The following is a 13,954-nucleotide window of genomic DNA, read 5'->3' as shown; positions in this document are numbered from 1 at the left end:
CTATTTCGTGTCTGTGTAGACCGTTACGCCAAGAACCGTTACATTATCCACTTTCTGAAAGACTTTATTGATATTAAAAACGCCGAATTTGCGATCATCTTTTTTCACTTCTTCTCTGGTTTTATCAAATTCTCTTCCCATAAGCAGTTCATCAGCATTAGTATAGCCTGATTTTGTTTTCTTTGCTTCGGCAATCGCAGGAAAAATTATATTTTCGCTTTTAATTTTGTCGGGGTTAATATCGATAGTTCTCTGTTGCATAACTGCAATTTCTTCAATTACAGGACTCGAAATTTTTTGAATTTTGACTTCTTTTTTTGAATTTAAAACCTCAGCCGAATTCGTTTCCTGATTTTTTAAAACAGCTTTTACCGTATTTTCCTGATTGTTTTTTTGTTCCTCAGAAGCGACAGATTGTTTTTCGAATTCCGGATTTATGGGATTTACCGCATTTTCAAGACGCTGTTTTACAATATAGTCGGTTTTTTGATGGTCAAAGTTATTTTTGTTTTTAATATAAATAATTGTTCCTACAGAAACCATCAACAAGATAATGGCTGCATATTTCCACCATTCGGAAGACTGTTTTGAAGCATTTTCAGGCTTTTCATCCAGCTTCTGATCCAATCTGTCCCAAAGATCGGCGGAAGGCTTTATTTCAAGCTTCTCATACTCGGATTTTAAATTATTTAACGTATTGTTTTTCATTTTGCTTCTGTTTTAAAAAATCTGCAATCCATTTTTTAGATTTGCTCAGCTGGCTTTTGCTGGTGCCTTCAGAAATATTCAGTATTTCTGCTATTTCATGATGCTTTTTTTCTTCAAAAACATAGAGATTGAAAATCAATCGGTATCCATCGGGCATTTTTGAAAAAATTTCCTCCATATTAAGCTCCTCCATTTCTTCTTCCCAGTTTTCCTCAACATTTCCGATTTCGCTGATTTCAACATCCGTGTAAAGGATATTTCTGTTTTTCCTGATAAAATTAATCGAGTTATTCACTACGATTTTCCTCAGCCAGAACTGAAAGCTTTTCCATTCTCTGCATTCCTCTATTTTTGAAAAACAAGTGAAAAAAGAATTCATTAAAATATCTTCCGCATCATGAAGGTTATTCACATAAGAATTTGCTATGGCAAGCATTTTCGCCGAAAACATTTCGTACAGAGCTTTCTGCCCTCTCCGATCCTGCTTTTTTGCCAGTTTAAAATTCTCTTCTAAATTCTTCATTAATTAGTTTCTGTTTATAAGACGAAAGATTTTTGAAAGGGTTGCCTGAATATCAAAAAAATTGCACTTTTTTTGAAAGTGCAATTTAATATATTCGTTATCAGTGTGATAAAATTAATGTTTAATATCAGATGTCTGAATTGGTGTATGTTTATGTTTGAACAGAACAGCAAATAAAAGAGCTAAAATCAAAGCATATGCAGCGAAAGAAAGCCAGATATTATGCCAGTCTTTTACCATTACAATAGAAGATAAAGTTCCGTCCGGATTTACCGCAGAATTGAAACTCTTTTGCAGAATTCCTAAAAAAGTCTGGTTGTCCGGTGTTGTTTCAAGATAATTTGCCAGTGAAGAAGCGGTAGTAAATTTGTGGGTGAAGAATTTATCGATTGCCCAGCCTGCTGCATAACTTCCGAAAACCGCCCCGAAACCGTTGGTCATCATCATGAATAATCCCTGAGCCGAAGAACGGATCTTTTTATCGGTAGTGGTTTCGACAAAAAGCGATCCTGAAATATTGAAGAAATCGAAAGCCATCCCGTACACAATGCAGGAAAGGATGATTAAACTTAAGCCATATCCTTCCGGAACACCATAAGCAAAGAATCCGAATCGTAAAACCCATGCAAACATTGAGATGAGCATTACTTTTTTAATTCCGTATCGTTTTAAAAAGAAAGGAATTGCCAAAATGAATAGTGTTTCCGAAATCTGAGAAATAGACATGATAATTGTAGATCTTTTCACTACAAAAGAGTCAGCATATTTGGGAAAATGTTCAAATTCACTCAGGAATACGTCTCCGTAAGCATTCGTAAGCTGTAAAGCTGCCCCCAAAAGCATGGAAAATAAGAAAAACAATGCTGTTTTGTAATCTTTGAACAGTTTAAAAGCATTAAGACCTAACTGCTCGGATAGCGGCGCATCTTTGTCTATTAATTTCTGTGGAGGACATTTTGGTAATGTTAAAGCGTAAATTCCTAAGAAAACAGCAACCGCTCCGGCAATATAGAATTGCCCTTCTGTAGCTTTATTCCCCGTAAGATTGGTAATCCACATGGCAACAATGAAACCGATGGTTCCCCAAACACGGATTGGCGGGAAATCCTTAACAACATCCAGTTCACTGTTTTTAAGAATAGTATAGGAAATTGAATTGGCTAATGCAATAGTCGGCATGTAAAAACACATGGCAACGAGCATTACCGTAAAAAAAGAACCGGGATCTGCAGAATGAGGCAGAATGAAAAGCACGATACCGTATAAAATATGTAACGCTGAAAAAATTCTTTCTGCGTTTACCCAACGGTCGGCAATAATTCCGGTGATGGTCGGCATAAAAATGGAAGCAATCCCCATGGTTCCGAAAACAGCACCAAACTGCGCTCCGTCCCAATGTTTTGTACCGAACCAAAAATTAGCCATCGTAATCAGCCATGCTCCCCAAACGAAGAACTGCAGAAAACTTAAGATGGTCAGTCGTAATTTTAAGTTCATAAGTTAGTATAAATAATCTCTTTAGTCAATTTTTTTCTTCCTTCTCCTGATTTCTTCCTGAATCTCAAGAGCGGTATCGTAATCTTCTTCTTTTACCGCTTCATCCAGCAACTTCTGCAATTCTTCCATCGAAATCGATTTTAGATTATCTTCCGCCTGAACGGTTTCGGAAAACGAAGGCTCTTCTTTGGTTACATCTTCCAGTTCCAGCAGAATTCCGGCTTCGTTAAGTACCTGCTGTGTTGTGAAAATAGGGGCATCAAAACGAACTGCCATTGCTACTGCATCTGAAGTTCTGGCATCTAAGATGAGTTCTTCATCTGTAGCTTTATTTTTAAAGTTGATATTTGAGAAGAAAACGCCGTCTACAATCTGATAGATGATAACGGATACAAGTTCGTAATTTGCAGAATGTATAAATTTTGTAAATAAATCATGTGTAAGAGGACGAGGAGGGTGAATGTCTTTCTCAAGCCCCAAAGAAATGGATTGTGCCTCGAAATTCCCTATAACAACAGGTAATTTAATATGTGTTTCTTCATGTTCCAATAATAGTGCGTACGCCCCGGATTGTGTCTGGCTGTACGATATTCCGCGAATAATTAACTGTTTATAATCCATAACTACAAATATAGATTAATTTTTCAAAGTTTTTTTTACTTTTTGTACAAAAATAAAAGCCCGAAAAGGGCTTTTATATGCGAATTGTGATTTAATGACACTGTCTGTTTTACTTCGTAAGCGAATTTTTTAAAGATGTACTTTAAAATTTATACATGAAATAATCGACTGTTACCCAATCCACTTTTTATGCTTTAAGAGCTTTTATTTTCTCTGTTAGCGCAGGAATAATCTGGAAAGCATCTCCTACAACTCCGTAATCTGCGGATTTGAAGAATGGAGCTTCAGGATCACTGTTGATCGCTACGATTGTTTTAGAGGAGTTAACTCCTGCCAAATGCTGAATTGCTCCGGAAATACCGATTGCAATATAAAGATTCGGAGAAATTGCCTTACCTGTCTGTCCTACGTGTTCTGTGTGAGGTCTCCATCCGATATCTGAAACCGGTTTTGAACAAGCTGTAGCAGCTCCTAAAACGTTTGCCAGATCTTCTACCATTCCCCAGTTTTCAGGACCTTTTAACCCTCTTCCAGCAGAAACTACGATTTCTGCTTCTTTAAGGTCTAATTTTCCTGAACTCTGCTCATGAGAAATTACTTTAGTATCATCATTGGCAACGGATAGATTTTTCACTTCTTCTGATCCGGAAACTGCATTTTCCTTCACTCCGAAAGCATTTTGAGAAACGGTTACAATTACCCCGCTTCCTTCTGCTTTTGCATGCATAAATCCTTTTCCTGAGAAAGCTCTTCTTTTCACCTGAAACGGAGAAAGGCTTTCGGGAGCTTCCAATACATTGGTAATTAAAGAATGTCCGTTCATTACTGCCAACATCGGAGCAATTGAAGAAGCATCTGTTGTGTGAGGGAAAACGATGATGTTTCCGTTTGCTGCTTCACTTACCGCCTGAGCATAAGCTTTAGCTGAGAAACTTTTAAGACCTTCGTCTTTGATGTTGATTACGTTAGATGCTCCATATTTATACAATAGATCTGAAGAATCTGTAGGGTTTACAGAGATTGCCGTTACGCTATCTCCTGCCTGATCTGCAACAGCTTTAGCATAAGAAACTGCTTCAAAAGCTGCTTTTTTGTAAACTCCGTTTATATTTTCTGCGTATACGAATACTGCCATTTTTTGAATTTTAAAAAATTAAAGGTTTAGGTTTAGGCTAAGATTTAGAATTTAAATTTAAATCTAAAACTCAGTCTTAGCCTCAATATTAGATAACTTTTGCTTCTTCGTGAAGTAATCTTACCAATTCATCCAAATTATCCGGAGAAACCAGTTTTACAGCTGCTCTTGGCGGAACACTGTCATAAGAAACTCCCTGAACTTTCACCTCCGATGAAGCCGGCTCAACTACCTGCAAAGGTTTTGTTCTTGCAGACATAATTCCTCTCATGTTCGGAATAATTAAGTCTTTTTCGTCTACCAATCCTTTCTGACCCGCGATTACAGCCGGTAATTTTACAGAAATGGTTTCTTTACCTCCTTCAATTTCTCTTACTGCAGTAGCTTCACTTCCGTTTACATCAAGTCCTACAGAAGCGTTTACGAAAGGCTGGTTCAATAACTGAGCTACCATTCCCGGAACAGAACCTCCGTTATAGTCTATTGATTCTTTTCCGCAAAGGATTAAATCGTATCCTCCGTTTTGTGCAACTGCTGCAATTTCTTTAGCTGTAGAGAAACTGTCTTTAGGATCAAGATTTACTCTCACCGCATCATTTGCTCCGATTGCCAAAGCTTTTCTTACAACAGGCTCGGTAGAAACATCTCCTACGTTGATTACGGTTACTGTTGCTCCCTGAGATTCCTGTAATTTTATTGCTTTTGTTAACGCAAATTCGTCAAGAGGATTAATTACCCACTGAATTCCGTTTTTGTCGAATGCAGATTTATCCGCTGTAAAGTTAATTTTGGAAGTAGTGTCCGGAACACTACTTATACAAACTAATATTTTCATATGTTGTTCTTATTGTTTTAATGGTCAGATGAAACTTTTAGGTTTCATGTGTACTATTTTTAGCTCTTAATTAAATTTAATGTTTCTTTAAATTTTAACTCAATTATCTGTTGCTAATATAAATAAAAAATATATTATGCATGCATAGCACTTATTATTTTACTATTCAATGCATTAAAGTCATTATTTAGCGGGTTTTGTTGCCCGAAATTCAATCTTACTCGGTAAAACTCTCGGGTTCATTTTTAAAATATCCAAAACCAGATTCCCCAAATCTTCAGGCTGAATCTTCCATGCGTCTTTTTCTGAAGGAATATTTCCGTTGAAATGGGTGGCTACAGAACCCGGCATAATTACCGTAGATTTGATGTTGTATTTTCTTAAATCGATCATTGCTGCCTGTGTAAACCCTACTACACCGAATTTTGAGGCGTTATAACCTGTTCCGTTTTCAAAGAAATTTGCTCCCGCCAGACTTGAAACTGTGATGTAATATCCTTCTGTCTTTTTCAATTCTTCTACAGAAGCTTTTAATGTATAGAAAACACCTGTTAAATTCGTTTCAATCATATCATTCCACTCTTTAGCAGATAGTTCATCAACAGGCTTGAAAATTCCTAAACCCGCATTTGCAATCACAAAATCCAGTCTTCCGAACTTTTCTTTTATCTGTCTTACTGCATCTTCTTCATTGGTAAGTTCTTTTACATCAGACACAACTCCCAAGACATTTTCTGAAATCTGCCTTAAATCCTGTTCAGCTTTTTCCACATCTTCCTTTTTTCTTCCCGAAAATGCAACCGAAACTCCGTTTTCAAGCAAAACTTTAGCAATTCCGAAGCCTATACCTTTGGTTCCTCCTGTTATATATGCTACTTTATTATCGATCATAATTATTGCCAGTTTAAGTTCTTAAAAATAGCAAAAATGCTTTAAATAAGGTAATTTTTATTGCCTAACATTTGTCAGTTTATTAGATCAAATAAAAAAGCGCTCCGGGTCGAAGCGCTTTGAAAATAGTATCAAACTTAATTTATTTTTTGATGAATTTCTGGGAAATTTTATTTCCTTTAGATTCAATACTGATAATATATGAACCAGCGTTCAGATGTTTTACATTTATTTTATCTCCCTCCAGTTTTACATCTACTTTTTTACCGGCAATATCAAATACTTCGATGTTACTGAATTTGTCTGCAGATTTAACAGAAATGTAATCTGTCGTCGGATTTGGATAAACAGAAACTTCTTTATCACTCAAAGAAACATCATTGGTAGATAATGTAGGTCTGTCGATGGAAAAAGTATCAATACCAATAAGATCCGAATTATTTCCACTTGGACCTCCATCGGTTACATAGTACCTGAAGGCAAATCTTACAGGAACCGGCGTTGTTCCTACTCCGGTAACCGTAAAGCTATATTTTGTCCATATTTTGGGATAAACAAAATTTCCTGCCAAAGTTGGATTAACAGATACTCCTAAGTTTGTAAAGGAACCCACATCAGCAGCTCCGGTAGTCGGAAGAACGGCTCCGGCTGCTAATGCATATCTTAGTTCCAGACGATCAGGATAATCGGTAGTTCCGTCTGTTCCTTTTCTGGAATAAAAGCTTACAATGTCGCCGTTTTTAACATCTATTGCATTGGTGAATAACCAGTTGCTGATCGTTCCCGCGCCGGATGTACTTGTATAATTTACCAAAGCAAAAGAATTGCTGCCTCCTGCCTGTCCCACAGGAACAGTAGTTGTATTGCCGCTTCCAAACAGTGGATTGGTTAAAGGTGTGGTATAAGTGGCTTTTGTCCAAACCGAGGTAGTTACAGGACTACTTTGATTAGAGGTTGTCCATGTTGTAAAAGCGGTATCAAAACCATAGCTGTAAACGTTTGTCTGCGCGTTCATCGAGACCAGGCCCAGAAACGAGCCGAGTAGTAAAAGTTTTCTCATATCATTAAAATTTAGTTTTATAAATATATTAATAATATTTTAAAAACAAAACATTTATATTTAAAATATGATACTAATACCACAATTATAAGTAAAATTTCAACAATAAAGGCTACATTATTTACAATGCAGCCTTATTAATGAAAATATTTTCAATATTATTCTTTGATCAGTTTTTTAGTGACAAAACCTGCCTCTGTTTTAATTCCTAATAAATAATTTCCATTTGCTAAGCCGGAAACATTCACTTTATTACCGCTTAAAGGAAGATCGATTCTTTTTCCGGAAAGATCATAAACATACACCGAAAGTATTTTATTTTTACCTTCAATAGTTACAATATCTTTTGCAGGGTTAGGATAAATATCAATAATTTCTTTTGTATTCGAAACTTCTTCTTTAGTAGCGAGGATTGTATTGTTAGAATAAGAAAGATTAAAGTCATCGATCGCCCAATTATAAGCAACTGAATTTCCTGATGCATTAATATTATAGGTACGGTATTGCCCTACATCTAATCCAGGAATTAGTGTATATCCTGCAGGTGGAGAAGAGAAAGTGTAGCTTTCCTGCGGCGTATACCAGTTCATAACTCCTGTCGTCATATTATATGCCATTCCTACAGTAACCCAAGTGTTCGCAGGATAGGTTGCTCCTAAAGTTTTGATACCAAAGAACCCTCTTGTTCCTGCATTGGATAATGTTCCTCCGGCTGTAATAGATTTGGTGGCAACATTATAAATGAGACTTATGATAACTGAAGGAGTTGTTCCGTCATCAAAAAGCGTTATATACACTGATCCGGTACCGTTTGCAGATCCGGTATAAAAACTGCATGTCGCTTTTATAATATCGTTACCTGTGGTAGCATTTACTCCTACTAATTTAATAGCATAGTGATTATTTGGATCGCTTGTAGCTGCATAACCCGGTCCTGCAGTAACTTTTAAAGAATTTGCATGAGCCGCATCAATAGTAGCGATCTGGTAATCTGAAGCAGCACCATTTAATAAATAATATCCTCCTTGTCCTGTAGAAGCTCCTGTAAAATTTGTTCCGACATTTCCGGCAGTTAAACTGTTAAAATTCTGGCTGTCAATAACCTGTCCGTAAATACTGCCTACAGAAAGTATTCCGGAAATAAAAAGTAGAATTTTTTTCATTATATTTCAATTAATTTATTAGCTGCACTAAATATAAAAAAAATTCCTTAAGAAAAAAAATCCTAAGGAACTCATTTATTGATTGTTAAAAATTACTTCGCATAATTCTCAAAAAATAACGGAATACTTTCTATTCCTTTATAAAAATTGAACAGCCCGTAATGTTCGTTTGGAGAGTGGATTGCATCTGAATCTAATCCAAAGCCCATTAAAACAGATTTGGCTCCTAAAACCTGCTCGAACATAGCAGTAATCGGAATACTTCCTCCTCCTCTGTAAGGAAGAACTTCTTTTCCGAAGGCTGATTCCATTGCCTGTTTTGCTGCCATAAATTCTTTGGTATCGGTTGGTAAAACATAAGGCATTCCTCCATGATGTGGAGTAACTTTTACTTTTACATTTTCCGGAGCAATTTTTTCAAAGTATTTCGTGAATTTTTCTGTTATTTCTTCCGGAGTCTGATACGGAACCAGACGCATTGAAATTTTAGCAAAAGCCTTTGACGGAATTACAGTTTTTGCTCCTTCTCCTGTATAACCTCCCCAAATTCCGTTGCAGTCTAAGGTTGGGCGAATCGAGGTTCTTTCGAGTGTAGTATATCCTTTTTCTCCCTCTACTCCGTTTAAGCCGATAGATTTTTTGAATTCTTCAGGGTTATCTTTCAGCTTATTCATATCTGCACGGTCTGAATCTGAAACGGTTTCTACATTATCATAGAATCCGTCGATTGTTATGTGTCCGTCTTCGTCAATTAGTTTAGCAATCATTCTTGACAGGACATGGATCGGGTTTGGAACGGCACCGCCATAAAGTCCTGAATGCAGGTCTCTGTTTGGACCTTCCACTTCTACTTCCACATAGCTTAATCCTCTTAAACCTGTAGTAACAGTAGGCTGTTCGTTGCTGTAGATATGTGTATCTGAAATTAAAATACAATCACAAGAAAGCTTTTCTTTATTTTCATTTACCCAATCTCCTAAGCTTACCGAACCTACTTCTTCCTCTCCTTCTAAAATAAATTTAACATTGCAAGGAAGAGCATTAGTCTTCATCATCGCTTCAAAAGCTTTAAGATGCATGAAAAACTGTCCTTTGTCGTCTGCTGAACCTCTTGCAAAGATTGCTCCTTCCGGATGAAGTTCTGTTTTCTCAATATAAGGTTCGAATGGCGGTTTTGTCCACAGTTCCAACGGATCTGCAGGCTGAACATCATAATGTCCATAGACTAAAACCGTAGGTAAATCTGTATTTAAAATTTTTTCTCCGTACACGATAGGATATCCTTTGGTCTGGCAAACTTCCACATTATCAGCTCCTGCATTTTTAAGGTGTTCTGCTACTACATCCGCACATTTCAAAACATCGTTTTTATAAGCTGGATCGGCAGAAATGGAAGGTATTCTCAGTAATTCAAATAATTCATCCACGAAACGCTGTTTGTTTTCGCTGATGTAATTTAATGTCTCTTGCATTGTAAAATATTATTTTGCTAAAAATAAAAAATTTGCCCCGCAGGAACAAACAAAAACAGATAATTTTCCTCAGGTTTGAAGTGTGCTGTCGAAAAATCTTAATCTGAATGGTATTTTATCCCTGAAATTGACTGACAGACTTCAGTTTAGCCGTGATTGCAGCATTTGTCTGAGCTCATTTTCTGGATTTCGGCGCGGCTTCGCCGCGCCGAAATCCAGAAAATAGCGAGTGCGGAAAGCGCGAAACAGCTTCAAAAAAAATATCCCACATTGCTGCGGGACATTTTTATATTGTACTTTTAATTAGTGTTCAGCTTTCGGAGCTTCTTTAGCTTCGGCAGGTTTTGCAGTTGCTGTACTGTCTGTTTTTGGCGCTTCGGCTTCGTGCTTTTCTGCAGTTGCCTCTTCTGTATGCATTGTGGCAGTTTCGTGACCATGACCTTCACCTTGAGGATCATCTGAATATCTTTCTGCTCCTTCTTCAAGTTTCAAGGTATTTTTGTTCCCTCCGGCCTGAATTTTCTTACAGCTTACAGCAACGGTAGCAAGAGCTAAACATATAACTAATTTTTTCATATGTAAAATTTATTTTTTTAAGATCAGCAGAATCATTTTGCATAGATTAACAAAGACGATTCTTATTAATTTTTAATTGTCCAAAATTAAGGATTCCTATTTTTTTCGGCAACATTTTTATACTGATTTTAGTATAATTTTTCCTTTTTTGGATTGTGTAAAAATAAGATAGTTTTCTCCGCCATCCTTCAGGTTATATTTCTTCTTAACTTCTTCCGGTTTTAGAGGATAATTTTTGGAAATGATATTGAACTGACTTTTCTTTACAATCTGTTTAGCATCAATAACTTCCATTTCCAAAATCCTTCCGGGAAAATAAGTTATCTTTTGATTTGACGTGTAAAGATGTGTATTAGGATGTAGTTTTTTTAATCTGAATTTTTCTGAGATTACATTAAAAACTCCGGCTTTTAAAACCGAATTATTGGGAATGTAGATGTATCTTTCAGGTTCACCAAACTCTGCAACAGTAGTTTCTTCATCTCCAAATGTGAATGTAAACATCGATTCTTCACTTTCAAGGTTTACACAATGACAGATAATTTTGTCTGAATTTTGTTTGGACAGAAATACAACAACTTCTTTAACATCGTTTTTTAAGGCGATAATATCGATCCTGAAAAGGTTGGGTAAAACGGAAACCAGATATTTCAGATCAATTAAGGGTGAAAGTTTTATCACGACCTTATTGGAGATAGAAAGTAGTTTTTCCTGAATTTCAATAATATCAGGCGAAAGATCTTCGAGTAAAAAAACTTTATTTTTATTGTGGTCTCTTCGCGCAGGATCGAGATAGATTACATCGAAAGTTTCTGTATTTTCATTTAAAAAATCTTCGAGGTTCTGGTTGACAAACTTTGCTTTTCTTCCTAAAATGTTCCAATTGTGTTCAACAATTGCCAAAAGCTCAGCATTTTGTTCCACCAGGGTTATTTCTTCGAAATTTTTTGATAAATAAAAGGCATCAATTCCAAAGCCGCTTGTTAAATCGATGAACTTCTTACCTTTTAAGATCTCAGATTTGTACAATGCTGTTTTTTCGGAGGAAGACTGCTCTAAATTCAGTTGTGGCGGAAAAATAATTCCTTCTTTAAGCAGAAAAGGAAATTTCTTCTGTGCAACCTGCTTTCCTTTGATCTGCTGAACAATTTCCTGTATAGAAACTTCCGGAAACGGGGATTTTTTTAATAACAAAGAATGCAAATCTGCGTTTAGATTTGCATTGATAAATTGCTGAATTTCCTGATATAAAATTTCTTTTTTCAAAGTTTTTTATCTTTTATAAAAAATGTAATCCGCTAAAATAGGAGTAATTCCATTTTGTTTCAATAACGAATTGATTTGTCCTCTGTGATAAGTGGAATGATTAATTGCCTGAAAAAGGATTTCGAAAACTGTGTTTTCAAATTTTGTCCCTCTTGAATTCTGATATTCAATTTTTTGATCCGGATCAAATTTCTGAACAATTTCAAGGCTTTTATTAAAGTTTTGCTGATTAATCCCGTTTAAATTTTCAAAAGGGTTAATCTGCCAAACCTCAAAAGATTTTTCATTTAAAATCCGGGAATTCCAAATTTGTTGGGCATTTAAAGTATGATTGATAAGACTGACTGTTTTTTCATCAACCTTTTCAAGATTTTCAGAAATAATTTTAATCATTTCTTTGTTGAAATGATAAGTATATTCGAATAAATCAACTAATTTTTCTTTCATACTAAGTTACAAATCAGATTCTTTTTTGAACAGCATTGTATCTGGTGATAATGGATCTATCTTTTCATGATATTTTCAAAAATTATTCAAACATTTCCGCCCAGCGAACGGCTTTAATTTCTTTTTCGCTGTATAATTCCTCAATAGACTTTTTAACGTCTAATTTCGGGTATAAATTAACGCCGATCAGCTTTATTTTTCCTTCTTCCACCCACTTCTGCTCTTCAATGGCGTGATCGTAGATTTTTTTCTGAATAGTTCCCTGCTTCAAAAGTTCGAGATAGCCTCCGTTCTCCTCTATTTCCACAAAAAATGCCCAAGATTTCTCTGCGATCTGTCGGGTAATATCTTCTACATAATAACTTCCGTTAGAGGCATCTTCAAAAACATTAATGATGCTTTCATACGCAAGAACAATCTGCTGTTTGAAAGAAATTTCTTCTGAATTTTCGGTGCTTTTTTCTACCAGATAATTATTGCTGAAAACCGCATCTGCTCCACCGATCATGGCTGCAGCAAGCTCTAAAGTAGAACGGATCAGGTTGTTTTCATTATCGGAAACGGCTTTATTTCTCAGGGAAGTTTCTGCAAAAATGTATGGAATTTCGTCCAGATCGTATTCTTTTGACAATTGATTGAAAACTATTTTAAAGGCTCTCAGTTTTGCCATTTCGAAGAAGTAGTTTCCACCGACTGCTATTCTGAAGATGAGTTTGTTTACAATTTCAGAACCGTAGATTTCTACAAGTTCTTTTGTTTTTGCCAAAGCAATTCCCAATTGCTGAACAATAGAGGCTCCAGCGTTCTGATGAAGGGAAATATCTACACAAATATTTCTTCTGAACTGTTTTGCGAGTAATTCTTTGACCAACTGGTCATTAATTACAGCTTGCTTTTCATCAAAGACATCAATTAGTGAAAAGTACAGATCCTGTTCTTCGGGACTGATGTGTCCTGCCAACTCTTCATTGTTTATGAAAATTGTTTTCTGATCGATATTTTCTACATTTTGGTCTAAAATAAATGCAAAAACGTCTTCTTCTAAACTTTCATGATATTTTGCTACCAAATGGGTGCTTTCTTCAATTTTCGGCAGATTTACCAATGGTTTCTGCACAGCGTCGTAGAAAGGTTTTACCACAATTCCTTCCAGATTTTCTTTGGTAAGGATTGGATAAATATCGTCTGTTTTAAGCTGTTTTTTTACTAAATTTTCCCAGGCTGTATTTGACATAGTTTTTGTATGAATTTGTGAATGGTCAATAGTCAATCCGCTTTTATTCATCAATTTTTACTTGATTATAATCCTAACGCAAAGGTTTTTCCATGATGATAAATGACGAACAATCATTTTAAAATTTACTTGCGAAGCAAAATTCACTATTGAGAATTCATTAAAAAAAATTATTTTTTCGCGTTTGCGCTGTCAACTACCAGAATAAAAATTTCTTCATCCGGCTTTTTCATGAAGTAGTTTTCTCTTGCGTATTTTTCTTTTTCAGATTTGTTGTTCATCAGTTTTTTATAAAACGTATCGTTCTTTTCGTATTCGGTTTTATAGTATTGAAGCTGTTCTTCGTATTTGCTGATTTCGCCGTTTAGTTCATTGATGACAAGAAAGGAAGTTTTATCAAAGAAAATCATCCATACCAGAAACAGACAGATTGTAATGGTATATTTATTCAAAAAATATTTCTGAATAAGTTTGAATGTTTCAGACTTGGGCTGAATGTCTTTAATAAGCTTATTTTCTTTCATTT

15 protein-coding genes are annotated in these 13,954 nt (G+C 35.6%); all 15 read right to left on the bottom strand.

Annotation, left to right across the window (positions count from 1 at the left end):
- The 15 genes from AC52CF_RS09160 to AC52CF_RS09090 all read right to left on the bottom strand — a co-directional run bounded on the left by AC52CF_RS09160 (position 1) and on the right by AC52CF_RS09090 (position 13,952).
- Positions 1 to 708, bottom strand: coding sequence for a hypothetical protein (locus tag AC52CF_RS09160; protein WP_214589867.1), 708 nt, complete (start codon positions 706 to 708; stop codon positions 1 to 3).
- Entirely contained in the window at positions 686 to 1,231 is a 546-nt protein-coding gene (locus tag AC52CF_RS09155; RefSeq protein WP_108408611.1) for an RNA polymerase sigma factor, read from the bottom strand. The genes AC52CF_RS09160 and AC52CF_RS09155 overlap by 23 nt, the downstream gene beginning before the upstream one ends.
- Positions 1,232 to 1,345: 114 nt before the next feature.
- Positions 1,346 to 2,728, bottom strand: coding sequence for a nucleoside permease (locus tag AC52CF_RS09150; protein ID WP_214589868.1), 1,383 nt, complete (start codon positions 2,726 to 2,728; stop codon positions 1,346 to 1,348).
- A gap of 21 nt (positions 2,729 to 2,749) precedes the next feature.
- Positions 2,750 to 3,349 carry a bifunctional nuclease family protein gene (locus AC52CF_RS09145; RefSeq protein WP_214589869.1) on the bottom strand — a complete coding sequence of 200 codons (600 nt, stop codon included), beginning with the start codon at positions 3,347 to 3,349 and terminating at the stop codon, positions 2,750 to 2,752.
- A 187-nt stretch (positions 3,350 to 3,536) separates the two neighbouring features.
- Positions 3,537 to 4,484 carry an electron transfer flavoprotein subunit alpha/FixB family protein gene (locus AC52CF_RS09140; RefSeq protein WP_214589870.1) on the bottom strand — a complete coding sequence of 316 codons (948 nt, stop codon included), beginning with the start codon at positions 4,482 to 4,484 and terminating at the stop codon, positions 3,537 to 3,539.
- An 88-nt stretch (positions 4,485 to 4,572) separates the two neighbouring features.
- On the bottom strand, positions 4,573 to 5,319 hold the full coding sequence (locus tag AC52CF_RS09135) for an electron transfer flavoprotein subunit beta/FixA family protein (RefSeq protein WP_214589871.1): 747 nt from the start codon (positions 5,317 to 5,319) through the stop codon (positions 4,573 to 4,575).
- Positions 5,320 to 5,502: 183 nt separating this feature from the next.
- Positions 5,503 to 6,210 (bottom strand): SDR family oxidoreductase, encoded by a 708-nt coding sequence (locus AC52CF_RS09130; protein ID WP_214589872.1) that lies wholly within the window; start codon positions 6,208 to 6,210, stop codon positions 5,503 to 5,505.
- A 142-nt stretch (positions 6,211 to 6,352) separates the two neighbouring features.
- On the bottom strand, positions 6,353 to 7,270 hold the full coding sequence (locus AC52CF_RS09125; protein WP_214589873.1) for a T9SS-dependent choice-of-anchor J family protein: 918 nt from the start codon (positions 7,268 to 7,270) through the stop codon (positions 6,353 to 6,355).
- A gap of 158 nt (positions 7,271 to 7,428) precedes the next feature.
- A complete protein-coding gene (locus tag AC52CF_RS09120; protein WP_214589874.1) occupies positions 7,429 to 8,433 on the bottom strand; it encodes a T9SS type A sorting domain-containing protein in 1,005 nt (334 codons plus the stop codon).
- Positions 8,434 to 8,525: 92 nt separating this feature from the next.
- Positions 8,526 to 9,905 (bottom strand): dipeptidase, encoded by a 1,380-nt coding sequence (locus AC52CF_RS09115; RefSeq protein ID WP_214589875.1) that lies wholly within the window; start codon positions 9,903 to 9,905, stop codon positions 8,526 to 8,528.
- A gap of 303 nt (positions 9,906 to 10,208) precedes the next feature.
- Positions 10,209 to 10,481 carry a hypothetical protein gene (locus tag AC52CF_RS09110; protein ID WP_214589876.1) on the bottom strand — a complete coding sequence of 91 codons (273 nt, stop codon included), beginning with the start codon at positions 10,479 to 10,481 and terminating at the stop codon, positions 10,209 to 10,211.
- A gap of 117 nt (positions 10,482 to 10,598) precedes the next feature.
- Positions 10,599 to 11,747, bottom strand: coding sequence for a THUMP-like domain-containing protein (locus AC52CF_RS09105; RefSeq protein ID WP_214589877.1), 1,149 nt, complete (start codon positions 11,745 to 11,747; stop codon positions 10,599 to 10,601).
- A gap of 6 nt (positions 11,748 to 11,753) precedes the next feature.
- The gene (locus tag AC52CF_RS09100) at positions 11,754 to 12,194 is read right to left on the bottom strand and encodes a DinB family protein (protein WP_375181675.1); all 441 of its coding nucleotides are present in this window, start codon (positions 12,192 to 12,194) and stop codon (positions 11,754 to 11,756) included.
- 82 nt (positions 12,195 to 12,276) lie between these two features.
- Positions 12,277 to 13,428, bottom strand: a complete 1,152-nt coding sequence (locus tag AC52CF_RS09095; protein ID WP_214589879.1) for a methylmalonyl-CoA mutase family protein — start codon at positions 13,426 to 13,428, stop codon at positions 12,277 to 12,279.
- A gap of 170 nt (positions 13,429 to 13,598) precedes the next feature.
- Positions 13,599 to 13,952 (bottom strand): FtsB family cell division protein, encoded by a 354-nt coding sequence (locus AC52CF_RS09090; protein ID WP_214589880.1) that lies wholly within the window; start codon positions 13,950 to 13,952, stop codon positions 13,599 to 13,601.
- Positions 13,953 to 13,954 lie beyond the last annotated feature (2 nt).

The sequence above is a fragment of the Chryseobacterium sp. 2P genome (assembly GCF_059579425.1).
This window is presented reverse-complemented; position numbering and strand designations above follow the sequence as displayed.

Excerpts from the sequence above, each read along its gene's own strand:
- AC52CF_RS09100 (WP_375181675.1), bottom strand. The coding sequence starts at position 12,194 with ATGAAAGAAAAATTAGTTGATTTATTCGAATATACTTATCATTTCAAC.
- AC52CF_RS09145 (WP_214589869.1), bottom strand. The coding sequence starts at position 3,349 with ATGGATTATAAACAGTTAATTATTCGCGGAATATCGTACAGCCAGACA.
- AC52CF_RS09150 (WP_214589868.1), bottom strand. The coding sequence starts at position 2,728 with ATGAACTTAAAATTACGACTGACCATCTTAAGTTTTCTGCAGTTCTTC.
- AC52CF_RS09135 (WP_214589871.1), bottom strand. The coding sequence starts at position 5,319 with ATGAAAATATTAGTTTGTATAAGTAGTGTTCCGGACACTACTTCCAAA.
- AC52CF_RS09130 (WP_214589872.1), bottom strand. The coding sequence starts at position 6,210 with ATGATCGATAATAAAGTAGCATATATAACAGGAGGAACCAAAGGTATA.
- AC52CF_RS09155 (WP_108408611.1), bottom strand. The coding sequence starts at position 1,231 with ATGAAGAATTTAGAAGAGAATTTTAAACTGGCAAAAAAGCAGGATCGG.
- AC52CF_RS09140 (WP_214589870.1), bottom strand. The coding sequence starts at position 4,484 with ATGGCAGTATTCGTATACGCAGAAAATATAAACGGAGTTTACAAAAAA.
- AC52CF_RS09115 (WP_214589875.1), bottom strand. The coding sequence starts at position 9,905 with ATGCAAGAGACATTAAATTACATCAGCGAAAACAAACAGCGTTTCGTG.
- AC52CF_RS09090 (WP_214589880.1), bottom strand. The coding sequence starts at position 13,952 with ATGAAAGAAAATAAGCTTATTAAAGACATTCAGCCCAAGTCTGAAACA.
- AC52CF_RS09120 (WP_214589874.1), bottom strand. The coding sequence starts at position 8,433 with ATGAAAAAAATTCTACTTTTTATTTCCGGAATACTTTCTGTAGGCAGT.
- AC52CF_RS09110 (WP_214589876.1), bottom strand. The coding sequence starts at position 10,481 with ATGAAAAAATTAGTTATATGTTTAGCTCTTGCTACCGTTGCTGTAAGC.
- AC52CF_RS09160 (WP_214589867.1), bottom strand. The coding sequence starts at position 708 with ATGAAAAACAATACGTTAAATAATTTAAAATCCGAGTATGAGAAGCTT.
- AC52CF_RS09095 (WP_214589879.1), bottom strand. The coding sequence starts at position 13,428 with ATGTCAAATACAGCCTGGGAAAATTTAGTAAAAAAACAGCTTAAAACA.
- AC52CF_RS09125 (WP_214589873.1), bottom strand. The coding sequence starts at position 7,270 with ATGAGAAAACTTTTACTACTCGGCTCGTTTCTGGGCCTGGTCTCGATG.